The following is a 17,144-nucleotide window of genomic DNA, read 5'->3' as shown; positions in this document are numbered from 1 at the left end:
AGTGAAAAGAGTACCAATGGTCATAAAAAAAGATAATTACGACCGAACTCTTCAATATCGGCGAGCGACGGTCACAAAAAAGGGGTAATCATATGAATGTTAAAAATCATCCTGAAATGGATACTGTTTTAGAAGCCATCAAAAGGGCAAATGAAAAATACAAACTAGATACAACACAGCTAGTCCAAAAGATAGCCGAACTAGAGGAATCTTCACGATACGAACAATCATTGCTTTATTCCTTAAATCAAATCTCCATGGAAGATCCCAACTGGACCTTTCTTGCGGCAAACCTATTTTTAAATGATTTATATCATAAAGCAGCCAAACATAGAGGATATGACCAAACAGAAAAATACGGTGATTTTTACAGACTACTTACCTATCTTTCGAAAATAGGAATCTACTCACAAGATCTATTAAATGATTATACCAAGGAAGAAATTGAAACCTTGGGAATGGAAATAGATCCAAACAAGGATGATTTGTTTAATTACATAGGATTATTTTTATTAGCAGACCGATACCTTGCAAAGGATTATGAAGGTAAAACTTACGAATTACCTCAAGAACGATTCATGATCATCGCCATGACTTTAATGAAAAACGAACCAAGGGATAAGAGGATCTCGTATGTAAAAGAAGCATACTGGGCATTAAGCAATTTGTATATGACAGTTGCCACCCCGACCCTCTCGAATGCCGGGAAAAGCTTTGGACAGCTTTCCTCCTGTTTTATTGATACGGTGGACGATTCGTTAGACGGAATTTATTTGAATAATTGGGATATTGCCCGTCTGAGTAAAGATGGCGGCGGTATTGGCATTTATCTTGGAAAAGTCCGTGCCTTAGGGTCCGATATCAAAAAATTCAAAGGTAATTCATCCGGGGTCGTCCCGTGGATCAGGCTGATCAATGATACGGCTGTGAGTGTGGATCAGCTAGGACAAAGACAAGGAGCCATCGCCGTTTACTTAGATGTTTTCCATAAAGACATGATGAGTGGCTTTTTGGATTTAAAAACAAACAATGGAGACGAGAGAAGAAAAGCACATGATATTTTCACGGGTGTTTCCATCCCTGATTTATTTATGAAGAAACTGGAAGAAGTCGATGAAAACGGCCGAAGCAATGGAGAATGGCATACCTTTTGTCCGCATCAAGTCAAACAAATTATGGGGTGGAAGGATGAAGATGGAACGCCACTTGGTTTAGAAGATTTTTATGACGAAGTGGATGACAAGTTCTTTACCGAAAAATACGAAGAAGCAGTAAGACATCCATTACTCCCAAGGAAAACGTATCGAGCAATGGATATTATGGCGCGAATTATGATTTCTCAATTAGAAACAGGGACGCCATATATGTTTTATCGAGATGAAGTCAACCGGCAAAATCCTAACAAACATATAGCAGGAATTGGACGTACGTCCATTTTTTGCAGCAATTTGTGTACGGAGATTGCTCAAAATATGTCTGCTACAACCATTGTCAAGGAATATAAGGATGAAGATGGAAATATCGTGATTGTTCGCAAACCTGGGGATTTTGTAGTTTGTAATTTATCTTCTATTAATCTGCCTAAATCAGTGGATGTTTTAGAACGGTTAATTCCCATTCAGGTAAGAATGTTAGATAACGTCATTGATCTTAATACCATTTCAGTAGGACAAGCAGAAGCGACCAATAAAAAATATCGTGCCATTGGTTTGGGTACATTTGGCTGGCACCATCTCCTTGCATTAGAGGGGATCTTCTGGGAATCAGATGAGTCCGTTTCATTTGCTGACCGACTTTATGAGGAGATTGCCTACTATACCATTCGTGCCTCAATGTTGTTAGCAAAGGAAAAAGGCTTTTATAGTAAGTTCGCTGGGTCGGAATGGCAAACGGGTCGTTATTTTGAGCGAAAAGGTTATAAAAGTGTACGTTGGAATCAGCTAAAAGAGGATGTTTCCAAATTCGGAGTAAGAAATGGGTGGATGATGGCCATTGCTCCTAATTCATCCACGGCAAAAATCGGCGGATCAACAGATGGAATTGATCCATTGTATGCAGTAGAATACGCGGAAGAAAAGAAGAATTTCAAATTTAAAGTCACCGCACCCGATTTAGATCATAACACTTATAACTATTATCGCCGGTCGAGACATGTCTTGGATCAGACATGGAGTATTCGACAAAATGCTGCCCGTCAGAGGCACATTGATCAATCGATTAGCTTTAATCTTTATGTTCGTCATGACATTAAAGCGAAGGAATTATTGAATCTTCATATGGAAGCCTGGAAGCAAGGTTTAAAAACAACCTATTATGTAAGAAGTACATCTCAATCAGAAATCCAAGAATGCGAAGCATGTCATAGTTAGTGAATAAAGGGAGGTATTTACAAAATGATTCATACACCATTAACCAAAATAAAACTATTAAACCCGGAATATCCTAATAAGTCAACCGGAATTATCAATGGCAAGTCTTCAGGTTTGTTGAATTGGAATGATATCGCTTATCCAAAAATGTATGATTTGTATCAAACCCTGCTCGCAAATTTTTGGAAGGCGCAAGAAATTAATATGCAGGATGATATTAAACAGTGGGATTCCCTAAGTGAAACAGAAAAAGATGTTTTCCTGCGAATAAATACACAGCTTGCTTCACTTGACAGCCTGCAAACACCGACGATGAGTCAGGTCATGGATTATGTAACAGACTCTAGCTTCAAAGCAATCTTTGCCGTGATTTCACAGCAAGAAGCGGTCCATAATGAATCCTATTCCTATATCTTAAGCTCATTAGTTCCAATTGGCGAACAAAATGAGCGCTTCAATCAAGCCAAAATGGATCCGATTGTTAGGAAGAGAAATCAATTGATTCTGGATGCGTATGAGAATTTTAGAGAGAATCCGACGCCACAATCGTTATTTCAATTATGTGTGAATTCCATTAATCTTGAAGGCATTTATTTTTACGCAGGGTTTGCTTTTTTCTATCATTTAGCTCGTCAGCAAAAAATGCTGAAAACCAGTACCATGATCAGTTATATCCAGCGTGATGAAATGCAGCATGCCTACTTTATTGCCCAGTTTATCCGCATTCTTTTAACGGAAAATCCTGCTCTTCATACAGAAGAGAATATCAACTATGTGTATCAAACCATTAACGAGGCGGTCGAGCTGGAGAAGGAATGGGCTCATTACATTTTAGCTGATATAAAGGGTATTGATTTACAGGAATTTGAAGAGTATGTCGAATATCTTGCAAATAAACGGTTGAGACAGTTAGGATTAAACAATCTTTATTCTGAAAAAATAAACCCTATGCCATGGATTCAAGTTTTTGGAGATGACATGGTGAATGAGACGAAGTCGGATTTCTTTGAGCAAAAATCAAGGACCTACTCAAAAGTTTCACAGTCCAATGGGTTTGACGAATTATAAGATGAAGATTGCGATTGTTTATTCGTCTGTTACTGGAAACACGAAAGAATTAGCCGAAGTAATTTATCGGAACTTCCTCAGCCATTCGGTCGACGTAATGATGTATAGGGTTGAAGACTTTTCTCCTGCTTATTTAAGAAGCTATAATGCGATTGCGATTGGGACCTATACTTGGGGAGATGGTGAAATTCCTAAAGAAATGTGGAAACTCTATCAAGCCTTAGAGGAACTTGACAATAAAGACTTGGTTACAGCAGTTTTCGGAACCGGAGATAGCTTTTATCCGAACTATTGTGGTGCCGTCAATTTGTTTCGGGATATGTTATACGTTCACACAAACCTTGCTGCCACGTTGAAGGTTGAACTGCTTCCGCAAATACAGGACTTTCAGCGCAGTCAAAATTTTGCGGATTCGATCATAAAAAGGTTAAATCAATTAGCTCACAAATCGGATTTGAAGAATAAACTACAACAAAAATAGGATGAAATCACCATGATATTTCTGATGTAAAGGTGCTGGTGTCCATGAAAGATTTCCATTGCTGTGCAACATGCAAATATTTTAGAGCGGAGAAAAAAACAGAAGGAATAAACTATTATTGCAGCCGGTTAGGTTATGAAACAAAGCCGAACTACAAATTTAATTGCTGGAGCCCCAAGGAGCAAATAGAAAAATTAATGAATAAAACATTAGAATAAAGATTTAAAGAAAGCGACCTTTCAAATGAAAGGTCCTATTTATTTATTCAAACAAGATATAAGAAGGAAAATGGAGATCTCACGCAGGGAACCTTCAAAACTTCAGTTATACTTCTTTTTAAAAGAGTTAGAATAATCAGCATAAATGTTCGATTATGGAGATTATATTTGATTTTTAGGATGCAAGGATTCTTTTGGACTAAAAGACGAACATTTTTAATAATTGACAAACTAATATTCGTGTTATACAATCGATTTTGTGTTTAAGATAAAAAGTATTTAAAACTCAACTTAAAGAAGTGGATGAAACTGTCTACTTTCGGGAAACTACATTTATTAGACAAGTTATTTTTAATCAAAGAACTATTTCTTAGTACAAAACCTAATTATGGAGTGAAAACACATGGATAATGTATTTGACTATGAGGATATTCAACTTGTTCCAGCAAAATCTATTGTAAACAGCCGGACTGAATGTGATACAACGGTTACATTTGGCGGTCGTACGTTTAAGCTGCCTGTTGTGCCTGCAAATATGCAGACAATTATAGATGAGAATATTGCAGTCTATTTAGCGGAAAATAATTACTTCTATATTATGCATCGTTTTCAGCCTGAGAAACGTTTAGATTTTGTGAAAGATATGCAAGCTCGAGGATTGTATGCATCGATTAGTGTGGGCGTCAAAGAAGACGAGTATCGTTTTATAAAGGAATTAGCAGAAGAGAATCTTACACCAGAATACATTACAATTGATATTGCACATGGTCATTCTAATGCTGTCATCAATATGATTCAGTATATCAAGAAACACCTTCCAGGCAGCTTTGTTATTGCAGGAAATGTTGGAACCCCTGAAGCCGTTAGGGAATTGGAGCATGCCGGTGCCGATGCCACAAAAGTGGGAATTGGTCCAGGTAAGGTTTGTATTACTAAAATTAAAACTGGGTTTGGTACTGGCGGCTGGCAATTAGCTGCACTTAGATGGTGTGCAAAAGCAGCAAGCAAGCCTATTATTGCCGATGGAGGTATCCGTACCCATGGGGATATCGCCAAATCTGTTCGCTTTGGAGCATCGATGGTCATGATCGGTTCGTTATTCGCAGGGCATGAAGAATCACCAGGAGAAACAGTTGAAAAAGACGGAGAACTGTATAAAGAGTATTTTGGTTCGGCTTCTGAGTTTCAAAAAGGTGAGAAGAAAAATGTCGAAGGCAAAAAGATGTATGTTAAATTTAAAGGGTCTTTACAGGATACCCTAGTGGAAATGGAGCAGGATTTGCAATCTTCAATTTCCTATGCTGGCGGTAACAAGCTCTCAGCAATTCGAAATGTAGATTATGTCATTGTTAAGAATTCTATTTTCAATGGTGATAAGATCTATTAAGGAATTGTTTTAAACTAAATATAAGTAATGTAAAGTGAGCAAGGTTCTATAGGACTTGCTCACTTTCTAGTTTAGAAGCATTTTTGTATAAAAATGAGTGATTGGTTTGGTCTATTTTTATATTTGTTTCAGGTTAAAATTATTACAATAAAATTTCTAAGTCGAATTCCCTCATAAAAATTAGATTTCTTACGAACATTTATATATAGTTTAATAAAGAAGGGATATTTTACTTTTTTATTTCTATAAGTAATGTCCAGCTATTAACATTAAAATCAACTTCATGAACAAGGGAATAGGGGAGAGTTTTTTTGAAGGAGTTTGTGGTTTGTTATACCTTAGAAAACGATATAAAACGAGAAAGAATAATGAAAGAGTCAACGATTAAAAAAGAAGATGTGGTCCAAGAAATACTAGAAAAAATCGAACAACGGAAATACTTTCTTGCGAAGGACAGTAAAGGAGATTGCTGGATTAATAGTTCCTTAATCCGTTATATACGCGTAAATGAAAAGAAACGGCTTAAATATAATCTCATCCAAATGTTGTAACTGATTATTGCCTCTTAAATCAACTTTGAGTAACCAAATATACAGGGGAGAGAAGAAGAATGTCAGAAGAAACATATCAATCTCGTGAAGAGCGAAAACGAGCAGAAAGAGAAAGACAGAATGAACAAAGGAGTAATCCAAACCCGAAAAAAACTTCCTTGTTTAAGAAGGTCATTATTGCCTGTCTGGTGCTTGGCCTCGTTTCAACAGGGGCAGGAGCGATAACGTTCGCTTCCATGATTAAGAATGTGCCTAAATTGGATTCTTCTAAACTGGTAGATCCGCTTTCGACGAAATTTTATGATGAAAATGGAAACTTTTTATATGAATATGGTAAGGAAAAGCGAACAAAAATCACGTATGAACAAGTTCCAAAAGTGCTCGAACATGCGTTTATTGCTACCGAAGATTCCCACTTTTATGAACATCATGGAATCGATATTAAAAGGACTGCCAAAGCTATTTTAGTGAATGTAACAGGAGATTTCGGATCACAAGGCGGTAGTACGATTACGCAGCAGGTGATTAAAAATTCATTTTTAACTCCAGAAAAAACATTAAAGAGAAAAATACAAGAATGGGACCTGGCATATCAGTTAGAACAAAAATATTCTAAGCATGATATTTTAATGATGTACTTAAACAAAATCTACCTTGGAAACCGATCATATGGTGTGGCTGCAGCAGCAAAGAATTACTATGGTATTGAAGCGGATGAATTGGACAAATTGACACTGGCACAGGCGGCAATGCTAGCGGGACTGCCACAAAGTCCAAATAATTATGATCCAACAAAGCCAGAAAACAGAGATGATGCCACGAAACGCCGTAATATTGTTTTAAGTTCGATGCTGAGAGATGGTTATATAACAGCGGAACAAATGAAGGAAGCAGCAAAAGTTCCCGTAACAGAGGGGCTAGTAGAAAAAACCACACAACAAAGTATGCCTTACGAGGCCTTTTTGGATGCAGTAGTGAAAGAAGTAAAGGGAAAACTGAAGGATGTTGACATCAGCACGGATGGGTTATCTATTTATACGACACTGGATCCAAAAGCACAGGATTATGCAGATAAAATAATGAATACCAATGAAGTCATTGCCTATCCAGATGCGAGTTTTCAGGGAGCTTTCGTCTTTTTAGATACAAAGACAGGGGAAGTCAGGGCGATTGGAAGTGGACGGAACGACTATAAAGCACAATTCCTTGGTAACAACTTTGCAGTCGATTTAAATCGCCAGCCAGGATCTTCATTTAAGCCGATTTTTGACTATGGCCCTGCGATAGAAAAGTTAAAATGGTCCACTGCCCATTTAATCAATGATCAAGCGACTTTCTATTCAACCGGCCAGCCCATTTCAAACTGGGATCACCAATATCATGGATTACTTACGATTAGGACAGCACTTGAAAAATCCTATAATATTCCTGCGCTGCTAACGCTTAGAGAGGTTGGACTTGATAGGTCCAAGAACTTTGCAGAACAGTTAGGGATTACTTTTAAAAATAACCAAGTATATGAATCTTATTCAATTGGGAGTAATACCGTCAATCCTGTAGAAATGGCTGGAGCGTACAGTGCTTTTGGAAACGATGGTGTGTACAATAAACCACACTTTGTCCAAAAAGTTGTTTTTCCAAATGGTAAAGTCGTTAATTTTGCCGAAAAACCAAAACGTGTAATGCAGGATTACACTGCCTATATGGTAACGGATATGTTACGATCAGTTGTAAATGAGGGGACAGGGACTACTGCAAACGTCCCAGGATTAGATGTTGCCGGGAAAACGGGAACAACCAATTTTGATGCAAAAACTCGTGCAAGATATGGTTATCCAAGTACTGCAACAAATGACAGCTGGTTTGCTGGATATACACCACAATACACCATGGCAGTCTGGACTGGATATGCACAAAACGGATCTGGAAACTATATGGCTGGTAATACGACGAAAATTGCACAGTATATGTTTAAAGCCATGATGCAATCCTTTGGAACAGACTCATCCAATTTTCAGCAGCCAGATAGTGTTTACAGCTACAATAATGAACTATATATAAAAGGAAACAGCTCAGCAGAAATCCCTGTAAAACCTAAAATCAACAAAGAAAAAGCAACTCCTAAAAAGGTTGAAAATAATATTGGAGATGAAAAATCTCAATCTAAGGATCGAAAAAAACCAAATGGTAAGGAAAAAGGCAAGGCCAAGGGGAAAAATAAAAAGGACTAAGTTGAATGGAAGCATGGGGATGGTTCTTATGCTTCCATTATAACGAGAACTATCCCAAAATAATGGGTATCCCCTTTAGTATTTCGAGCCTAAGTAGCAATTACAAAGAGTTTTTTTATCTCAATATTTCAATGACATTTTCAGACATTTTTACAGATAGTTGAAAAGAATTTCCAAGATCTTATGATTAAATAAACTGACGAAACCTAATGAGAATAAAATTAAGCCAATAATCCAACAAATAGGCGCAGCTTCTTCGGTTAGGCCATTGTTCCAAAAGAATGATCCTAACAATATAAATAAGATTCCAATTACAATGACAATAAATGCTGCCAGCAAAGTAAATCACCAACCTTTTTGACATCTTATTATATTAGTGCTCGTCAGTTGAATGATAAGATATGAAGTTGATTAAAATAATTTTAATATATAAAATATTTTAATATTGACTTGACTTCATACATTGACTAAACTATTGTTAATTAACAAAAAAAGGCATTGAAGAGAAAAAGTAAAATGATGTTGTTTTCCACAGAGAGCTTCGGCAGCTGAAAAGAAGCAAAAACGCTCATTTGAACAATGGTCTCTGAGCTTCGTACTGAACATACATTATTGTATTAGTAGGCTGCGACGAGTTTTGGCACTCGTTATCAAAGTCACAGTATAAGAGTAGCTTGCTTACTCCGTACTTGTAGAGGCAACTAGTGTGAGCTATTTGCAAAATAAGGTGGTATCACGTGGAATTCAAACCTCGTCCTTAACATTACAGTTAAGGTCGGGGTTTTTTTGTTTTACCATTAAATTTGTTATTAAGGAGGTTTTTTATTTATGAGTATATTTATTGGTGGTGCTTGGGCCTATGCTAATGGCTCTTTACATCTTGGACATATTTCAAGTTTGTTACCTGGTGATATTTTAGCAAGATATTACCGTCTAAAAGGAGAAAAGGTGTTATATGTATCAGGCAGTGATTGTAATGGGACACCTATTACAATTAGAGCAAAACAAGAAGGAGTATCGCCAAAAGAGATCGCTGATCGTTATCATCAAGAATTTGCAGATTGTTTTTCCAGATTAGGATTTTCATACGATACCTATACAAGAACGGATACCGAACATCACCACAGAATCGTCCAAGAAATATTTATAAGTCTCCTTTCAAAAGGTCTTATTTATAAAAAAGAAATTGAACAAACCTATTGTGAACATGATCAGCAATTTTTACCTGATCGCTATGTGGAAGGTATTTGTCCCCATTGCGGTGCAAAAGCACGTGGAGATCAATGTGATGTTTGTTCAAGTGTTTTAGAGCCACTTGAGTTATTAGAGAGAACATGTAAAATTTGCGGAAACCCCCCTACAACGAGAAAGACGGAACATTTTTACTTTTCGTTAAGTTCCTTCCAAGCACTCTTAGAGAACTACACTCAAGAAGCTGATATCAATAAACTATGGCGTGAAAATGCCATATCATTGACGAAAAGATATTTAAAGGAAGGTTTGAAGGATCGCGCAGTTTCGAGAGATTTGCCTATTGGAGTAAGCGTTCCAGTTGCAGGTTATGAAGATAAGAAAATCTACGTTTGGATTGAAGCGGTTTCGGGATATTATACAGCCAGTAAACTTTGGGCGAAAGTAACGAATCAGGACGATTCAACGTTTTGGAATGCTTCGGCCACATCCTATTATGTTCACGGAAAAGATAATATCCCGTTTCATTCAATCATATGGGCAGGAATCCTGGCTGGTCTTGAAATAGATCCATTACCAACACATATTGTTTCAAACGAGTATCTTACATTGGAAAAGAAAAAGTTGTCGACAAGTAAGAATTGGGCCGTTTGGGTTCCAGAACTATTGGATAGATATGACCCTGATTCCATCCGTTATTTTTTAACTATCAACGCACCAGAAACCCGGGATGCTGATTTTTCTTGGAAGGAATTCATTTATAGTCACAACAGTGAATTGTTGGGGGCATATGGTAACTTCGTCAATCGCACATTGAAGTTTATTCAAAAGTCATTTGAGGGTGTTATACCTGAGAATGACATCACTCCATCCATACAAGAAAAGGTTAATCATTTATATAATGAAGTAGGAGACTTGATTGAACATACCTCTTTCAAACAAGGCTTGGAAAAGGTCTTTGAATTGGTTAGGTATGCAAATAAATACTTTGATGAACAGCAGCCTTGGAAGCAAATACACCAAGAACCAGAGGCCTGTAAACAAACACTTGCGAATTGCGTTTATCTTATTGGAAATTTAGCACATGTATTGACTCCGTTTCTTCCTTTCGCAAGTGAAAAAGTTAAAAACATGTTAAATCTATCAGAAACAAATTGGAGTTCATTATTGGTTAAATCAATACGATTATCAAACGTGAAACCGTTATTTGAACGAATTGAATTAATACGAATTGAGGAAGAGCTTGAAAGATTAAACAGTCAAACTGTTTAAAAATTTATCAGGACTGCGCCAAAGAGGATTTGAAGAAGATGTAAAAAATTGAGGTCGTTTAAATGTTTATCAAACACTTCCAATCTTAAATAAAGACCTTTTTGAACCTGCACACCAGGATGAATAGAGTAAACCAATGAAAAATGAATGACGCTGCTTGATAAGGCAGCGTATTTCTTGATTTTATTAATGAGCCTATTTGGAGTTATGTCGAAATTTGGCGAAAATTATTTTTGTACTGTATCCGTTTTCAGTTGTTAATATATACTCATGCTCAAATATTTTAAATATTTACTCTCTTACGACTACTTTGAATAGTGTTGTGTATTCATTAGAACTTTTGCTAGGAGGTTAAATTATGCAACAAGTACACAAATGCGAAAAGGTGAATGAAAGGAAAGGTAAAGAAGTCAATACAAAAACTGTTCGATTAAGTATTGAAATCCCAGAAAACATTAGAGAAAATTTCCGTGATGCAGTGGAAAATAACGGAAAGTCAATGAAAGATGTACTTAGAGTATACATGCAAAAATATATATGGAAACAGAGCGAATTACAAAGAAATAGACAAAAACGTCGTCAGAATATTTGATGTAAAAGAGTGAAAACCAAAGTGCCTTCCCACACGATGGTTTTCATTCAAGGAGTAATGTCACAAGTTTATTATAATTTTAAAGCTAGGTATTTCCCAAGTATCTTGTAAGATTTACTAACACACTTTTTTCGAATATAGTGAACAAAAAGAGGCAGGCTTAACCAAAAGCCTGCCTCTTCCCGTATTTTTACTAGTTTTCTAACTTCTTCAAGGTTTGAAGGACTTCTTTGATTGCCTCGTTTTCGTCATCCCCTGAAACCTCTAATGTAATCTCTGCTTGCTTAGGAATGGCTAATGATAAAACGCCGAGAACTGATTTTACACTTACAGTTCTTCCATTGTGGGTAAGAAAAATATCCGAATTAAATTGAGAAGCTGCTTGAACTAATTGGTTGACCGGTTGAGCGTATAATCCTGCTTTGTTATTAATTTTCACTGTTTGTTGAATCATTGTAGCCTCCTTGAGTGCCTTTGTACTGTATATTTGGTTTGCTATCACCATTCTCTTATGTATGAAACAAAATCATAAAAAATGCTGTTGATTTTTATATTAGGCAAAAATTTGTAGGGGAGTCCAACTTACAGTGGGAAAACAATATAGCAGGGACACTGAAATATAAAGTAATAAAAGGTTCCAGTTTATGTACTGAGCCTATTAAACTAGTTGTTTTATGACATTTCGATTCCTGCGATACCACATAAACAGTCCTGCACGTAGAGCATTATCAACCGCAATAGAGCCCCATACGGCTGGTAAACCAAGGCCAAGCTTCCAAGCGAATATATAAACACCCAGAGCGCGGATTAACCATATGCCAATAATGGTGACCAACATAGGGTACTTACTGTTTCCGCCAGCCTGAACGACAGAAGTATCGACCGTCACTGAAGCTAGGAATGGCTGTGAGAGAGTGTCAATGAATAAGACAACCATCAATAAATGAATAACCTGTTCATTGGTTGTAAAAAATTTCCCCACCCAAGGGCTAGTACTAGCTAATATTGCGGTTATGACTGTCATAGAAACTGCCGATTGAAGGTAACTCCACTTTCGATATTCTTGAACATCAGACCAATTATTTCGACCAATTGCTTGACCTATAAGAGTACTTGCAGCTACTGCAAAGCCTCCGCCAATCGTTGAGGAAAAAGTTGTAATCGTACCGGCAATGTTATGCGCTGCATAGACTTCGGTTCCCATCCGGACAATGAATCCAAAATAGAGGACCTGACCTAATCTCATGGATAACCTTTCAACCGTAGCGGGAACTGCAAAACGGATCATGCTGCGTGCTAATTTCCCAATGATCTTAAAATCGCTTCTTTTTAAAGCAATGTTAGAAATGGTTTGGGATTTTATAACCAAACGAATAAATCCATATATTCTTGCAAAGATCATAGCTATTGCTGCACCTGTTAAACCTAAGCCAGCAAATGAGCCTATTCCAAAAATTAAAAGGTAATCGAGGATAACATGGACGACATTCATCTCAAAACCGATTCGAAGCGGGGTTTTGGTATCACCTATGGCTCGAAATGAAGCAGATTGAGCAGTAAATAAGGCCATGAATGGGGTTAAACCTAAAACAATCTTAAAGTAGGTTAAAGCGGCTTCCATAAGCTGCTCGTTTGCTCCTGTAAATACTAATAATGGTTTGGCGAACAAGACTGAAATAACAGAGAAAAGTAAGCCAATTAAAAAGGAGATTAATAGCCCGTGAAAAATAACGGACTTACATTGTTCAGTATTCATTGCCCCAAAGGCTCTTGATAAAAAGACGGAAAGAGTGGCTGAAATCGCTGTAAAAACTCCAATATAGGTCATACTATATATATTTGTCACACCGACTGCATTAATCGCTAATAGACCTAATCTTGCAATGAAAAAAGAGTCTGCCACTCCAAGTAGACTTTGCAAGTAAGATTCACCAATCGCAGGTAATGCCACAGCTAAGACTTCTTTTGCCTTAACGGGAAGGTTCATAATTGTATTCCTCATTTTTAAAGTTTAAGAGTTTATTTTATTTTCACTCGTTTTTAGACTAAATGCTACTTATGTATAGTGATTCTTTGGTGCTTAATATACGAGTAGACCCCGATAATAATAAAAATAATAATTGCCCCATTTGCAGTCATATTTATTAAATTCATATCCGGAAATAGCCTATTCATTGTAGTGAGCCAATCAGTCAATACGGGATCCTTTAAAATCCCAATTACCGCATTTTGTGCAATAAAAGCTCCCGCGATAATATTAATCCAAACAAAGTTGGTCGCAAGCTTTATCACTAATGGGAGAAATAGGAGGGATACCAAAAGACTAGAAAAGATCCCAATCGTTACAGCTTCAACATGTTGAGATATTCCAGCAATAATGACCACACTGTCAAGACATATTAAAAAGTCTGTTGCAGCAAGGACTGATAAAACCTTAATTTTTATAAAGATTGATTGATAAGAAGGCCTTGTAAATGATTCCCCATCGATCGATTTTCGAACAAGTTTAAATGCTATAAATAGCAATATGATTCCCATCAAGAGTTGGAGCATAGGAATATCTAATAATCTTTTTATAATAAATATATAAAAAACTCTAGCGAGTGTAAGTACGATAATGGCTGGAAGGGTAATCTTTAAATGTGTATATTTACGTAATAAAGCTCCTAATATTAACATATTATCAATGTCACTAACTAAAGTGACTAAAAAAACCTTAACTAGTTCATTCATTAGAATTCCCCTTTTTTTCATTTCCTTATTATATTTATGTAGAATTACATTTTAATATTAAACTAATTCGATTCACCATTTAAACCTTGAACATGAATCCCACTGGGTTCGTGTTCTTTTTTATTTGGCTAGGATCCAACTTGTGAATGTACAATAGAAAAAGTTTCAGGTAAAAATTTTTTAATAAATACTGGAAAATGATAAAAGTGTGTTATATAATTACAATTAATTAATAAAACTGTTATATAACAATAGAGGCCGTAAAAAGTTATCAATAATTGAAAAGGGGAATCGAAAATGATGAAAATTGATGCGATAGCACGGAGAATCCTAGGTTGGAAGTTAAATAGATGGGACCGCTGGTATGATTATGAACAGGGGAAATTTATTCATGAGTCCGAGTTTCAGCCGGAGCAGAATATAGATCATGCCATGCTTATTGTCGAGCGTTTAGAGGAGCTAGGCTTTACGTATCAAATTAAAGGGCTCTCAAAAGTTTGCTTTAATGATATTTGTGCAACAGGGGATTCGTTAGCCCAAGCGATTACTAACGCAGCCTACGAAATTGTGGAACGTCATTCCATTATGGATAGCACCAGGTTGTGGCAGAAAATATGATATATTAGCTTCATTATTTATAGTAATTACAAAAAGTAACCCCCATCTCTTAGCAAAGTGAGGTGACCCCGAAAAGTTAGAGTTTTATACTAAGCAGCTAATTGGCAGGTATGGGTACAGTATTGAACCGGACTCATACCTGCCAATTTTTGCTTTATGTGCTTGTTATTATAATAATCGATATATTCTTCAATTCTTTTTTTAATACCTCAAATGAGCTGAGTGTTTCTCCGTAATACATTTCTTGTTTTAGTAACCCGAAAAAATTCTCCATGGGGGAATTATCTAAACAGTTTCCTTTTCGCGACATACTCTGGAACACCTTGTTTTTCTTAAGTGTTTTTACCCATTTTTTATGTTGATAATGCCAGCCTTGATCTGAATGTATAGTGGTTCTGTACTTTGAATTTTTTACTATTTTAAGAGCTTCCTCCAGAGGGTAGAACGCTAAATCTAAGGGACGGACGCATACTTATCCCATATGAAACGACTTCACCGTTGAACATATTAATAATAGGACTTAGATACAGTTTTACACCGTCCTAACACTTAAATTCACTGATATCTGTTATTAATTTTTGATGACACACATTAGTATGAAAACGACGATTAATGCGGTTCTTGGCAGCCGTCCCCGTAGTCCCACTGTAAGAACTGTATTTACGTGATTTTCTCCTGTACTTATCTCCTTTTAGTTCGAGTTTATTCATGATGCATTGTACCTTCATATGATTCACTTTAGTACCACGGTTTCTCAATTCTAGCTTGATACGTCGATAACCAAATTGCCTTTATGTTCATCAAAAATGGTTTGTATAGACTTTTCAAGTTCTTGGCCTGGATTTTGCTTCTTCATCACCTTTATATGATAGTGATAGGAGGATTCAGGAATACCAACTATACGTAAAACATCTTTTAATTTGAAGGCTTCTTTGAGTTCGAATGATAACACTGCTTGTGCTTTTCGAGATAGCCTTTCGGATCCATCTGAAAAGCTCGCAACTTTTTTAAGTATTCTACCTCCAAACGAAGAAGCTCGTTTTCTCTTTCCAATCTTTGCTCATAAGTCATTTCTTTTTCATTAGTAGGTTTGTTTTTTATGTTCTTTGCTTTATCAGACATGGGTGGTCGTCCTTTCGGTCTATCCAGCGCTTCAGCCCCACCTTCAAAAAAGACCTTTTCAATGAACTTATCATAGGGGGATTAGTAAGCCCAAAATGAAGGGCTGTTTCTATTTCTGAAGAACCTGTTCTCTTCATAAAGAGCCTTTTCCTTGTTCAACGAAGGAGTAGGTTAATACAATAAACATTTCACTATTTTTGGGGAGTTAGGTTACGAAAAAATTTTAAAGCATGAAAGCTAATATACATCCCAATATATTTAAAATATTTTATCAATATCAAATACTCCTAAATTAGTCAGGTATTGTGTTAGGCATAAACGGATGACCAGAACGGTATCCTCACAAGCGATGGGGACAAGAACTTCATCTATAATGAGGAAAAACAGATGATAGAAGGAATTATAATCATAAATCACTTTCTTAGAATTGTTAGAGAAATTATATTCTAATTTATAAGGCATTCACATAATGGATGTGTTTTTAACATAAGTTTTCTATGCTTTTTATAAGACCATGTTGATAGAAGCATTTCTTTTAATTGGATATCTCTGTTTATTAATATTTAGAAATGAAATGCCATCACTGTACTTTTCATCACATTTTTTATGTTAAGCAGGACATTCTAAGGTTACGTTGGTGTAATGTTAAATTTTATTTCCACAATAAAAAACTAATTAAGTTTTTAATGAATAATGATTAGTGCGATTGCCTTTTTTACAATTGACATAATCACACTATACGAAACTTGGTAAGGAGCTTGAATTAGGTGGCTAACTCAAAAGAAGTATTACTATGGAGTATTGCTCTTCCTGGCTTTGGTCAATTTTTAAATGGCAAACTAATAAAAGGTATTGTTTTTGTATTTTTAGAATTCCTTATAAATGTAAATGCAAATTTTAATGTTGTTATAATTTCTAGTTTTCATGGAGAAATCGAAAAAGCCATTGCTCAAACTGATTACTTATGGCTAATGTTTTACCCTTGTTTATACTTTTTTGCTATGTGGGATGCTTATAAAGATGCTGGTGGAGGAAATAGAAAATATTCTTATTTACCATTCGTTTTTTGTGCTTTCTTTGTAACAGTGGGGTGTATATATTCATCAACTTTCAAGATATTCGGATTTTTATTTGGCCCAATATGGTTACCAATTTTGTGCGTGATACCAGGAATTTGGATAGGCCTTTTACTAATGAAAATCATTAAAAAAGCTATTGAGAAACCTGAGAGCCAGTGAATTTAATTAGTATTCTTTTAACAGAAACTCTAATTAAATTATATAAATTACAATAATTAATAAAGTTTGAGAT

General features: G+C 36.0%; 14 protein-coding genes, 2 pseudogenes and 1 other annotated feature. Of the genes and pseudogenes, 10 read left to right on the top strand and 6 right to left on the bottom strand.

Features of this window, described 5'->3' with window-relative positions; genetic code table 11:
* The first annotated feature begins 92 nt into the window (after nucleotides 1-92).
* The 8 genes from AAHB15_RS24855 (at nucleotide 93) to AAHB15_RS24820 (ending at nucleotide 11,360) form a co-directional block, all read left to right on the top strand.
* Nucleotides 93-2,369, top strand: coding sequence for a ribonucleoside-diphosphate reductase subunit alpha (locus tag AAHB15_RS24855; RefSeq protein ID WP_335574315.1), 2,277 nt, complete (start codon nucleotides 93-95; stop codon nucleotides 2,367-2,369).
* 24 nt (nucleotides 2,370-2,393) lie between these two features.
* Nucleotides 2,394-3,437, top strand: coding sequence for a ribonucleotide-diphosphate reductase subunit beta (locus AAHB15_RS24850; RefSeq protein WP_144566581.1), 1,044 nt, complete (start codon nucleotides 2,394-2,396; stop codon nucleotides 3,435-3,437).
* Entirely contained in the window at nucleotides 3,418-3,918 is a 501-nt protein-coding gene (locus tag AAHB15_RS24845; protein ID WP_335574316.1) for a flavodoxin domain-containing protein, read from the top strand. Before AAHB15_RS24850 ends, AAHB15_RS24845 begins: the two co-directional genes overlap by 20 nt.
* 621 nt (nucleotides 3,919-4,539) lie before the next feature.
* Entirely contained in the window at nucleotides 4,540-5,523 is a 984-nt protein-coding gene (gene guaC, locus AAHB15_RS24840; protein ID WP_335574317.1) for a GMP reductase, read from the top strand.
* Nucleotides 5,524-5,834: 311 nt separating this feature from the next.
* Nucleotides 5,835-6,074: a hypothetical protein gene (locus AAHB15_RS24835; RefSeq protein WP_335574318.1), complete on the top strand. Its 240-nt coding sequence runs from the start codon at nucleotides 5,835-5,837 to the stop codon at nucleotides 6,072-6,074.
* A 59-nt stretch (nucleotides 6,075-6,133) separates the two neighbouring features.
* Complete coding sequence (locus tag AAHB15_RS24830; protein WP_335574319.1) at nucleotides 6,134-8,305, top strand: transglycosylase domain-containing protein; 2,172 nt, start codon at nucleotides 6,134-6,136, stop codon at nucleotides 8,303-8,305.
* A gap of 489 nt (nucleotides 8,306-8,794) precedes the next feature.
* Nucleotides 8,795-9,067 (top strand) — a binding site (T-box leader).
* 66 nt (nucleotides 9,068-9,133) lie between these two features.
* A complete protein-coding gene (gene metG, locus AAHB15_RS24825; RefSeq protein ID WP_335574320.1) occupies nucleotides 9,134-10,768 on the top strand; it encodes a methionine--tRNA ligase in 1,635 nt (544 codons plus the stop codon).
* Between the two features lie 358 nt (nucleotides 10,769-11,126).
* Nucleotides 11,127-11,360, top strand: coding sequence for a hypothetical protein (locus AAHB15_RS24820; RefSeq protein WP_144566578.1), 234 nt, complete (start codon nucleotides 11,127-11,129; stop codon nucleotides 11,358-11,360).
* 193 nt (nucleotides 11,361-11,553) lie between these two features.
* Here AAHB15_RS24820 and AAHB15_RS24815 read toward each other — a convergent pair whose 3' ends face one another.
* From AAHB15_RS24815 to AAHB15_RS24805, 3 genes are all read right to left on the bottom strand, one after another.
* Nucleotides 11,554-11,814 carry an HPr family phosphocarrier protein gene (locus tag AAHB15_RS24815; RefSeq protein ID WP_335574321.1) on the bottom strand — a complete coding sequence of 87 codons (261 nt, stop codon included), beginning with the start codon at nucleotides 11,812-11,814 and terminating at the stop codon, nucleotides 11,554-11,556.
* Between the two features lie 204 nt (nucleotides 11,815-12,018).
* Entirely contained in the window at nucleotides 12,019-13,347 is a 1,329-nt protein-coding gene (locus tag AAHB15_RS24810; RefSeq protein ID WP_342043555.1) for an MATE family efflux transporter, read from the bottom strand.
* 65 nt (nucleotides 13,348-13,412) lie between these two features.
* Nucleotides 13,413-14,093, bottom strand: coding sequence for a TerC family protein (locus tag AAHB15_RS24805; protein WP_186446538.1), 681 nt, complete (start codon nucleotides 14,091-14,093; stop codon nucleotides 13,413-13,415).
* 297 nt (nucleotides 14,094-14,390) lie between these two features.
* Between AAHB15_RS24805 and AAHB15_RS24800 the strand changes: the two genes are divergently transcribed.
* Complete coding sequence (locus AAHB15_RS24800) at nucleotides 14,391-14,711, top strand: BC1872 family protein (protein ID WP_335574281.1); 321 nt, start codon at nucleotides 14,391-14,393, stop codon at nucleotides 14,709-14,711.
* A gap of 89 nt (nucleotides 14,712-14,800) precedes the next feature.
* Here AAHB15_RS24800 and AAHB15_RS30315 read toward each other — a convergent pair.
* From AAHB15_RS30315 to AAHB15_RS24795, 3 genes and pseudogenes are all read right to left on the bottom strand, one after another.
* Nucleotides 14,801-15,129 (bottom strand): annotated as a pseudogene (locus AAHB15_RS30315) (transposase).
* A 124-nt stretch (nucleotides 15,130-15,253) separates the two neighbouring features.
* Nucleotides 15,254-15,484, bottom strand: a pseudogene (locus tag AAHB15_RS30310) (IS3 family transposase); the annotation flags it as partial.
* Between the two features lie 142 nt (nucleotides 15,485-15,626).
* Nucleotides 15,627-15,833, bottom strand: a complete 207-nt coding sequence (locus AAHB15_RS24795) for a hypothetical protein (RefSeq protein ID WP_335574280.1) — start codon at nucleotides 15,831-15,833, stop codon at nucleotides 15,627-15,629.
* A gap of 767 nt (nucleotides 15,834-16,600) precedes the next feature.
* On the opposite strand from AAHB15_RS24795, the gene AAHB15_RS24790 reads away from it, so the two are divergent.
* The gene (locus AAHB15_RS24790; RefSeq protein ID WP_098935022.1) at nucleotides 16,601-17,071 is read left to right on the top strand and encodes a hypothetical protein; all 471 of its coding nucleotides are present in this window, start codon (nucleotides 16,601-16,603) and stop codon (nucleotides 17,069-17,071) included.
* The last annotated feature ends 73 nt before the right edge of the window (nucleotides 17,072-17,144 follow it).

It is taken from the genome of Bacillus sp. OTU2372 (assembly GCF_038440275.1).
In the GTDB taxonomy this organism is placed as follows: domain Bacteria; phylum Bacillota; class Bacilli; order Bacillales; family Cytobacillaceae; genus Neobacillus; species Neobacillus bataviensis_B.
Note: the sequence above shows the minus strand (reverse complement) of the source record. Positions and strands in the feature narration are given on the sequence as shown.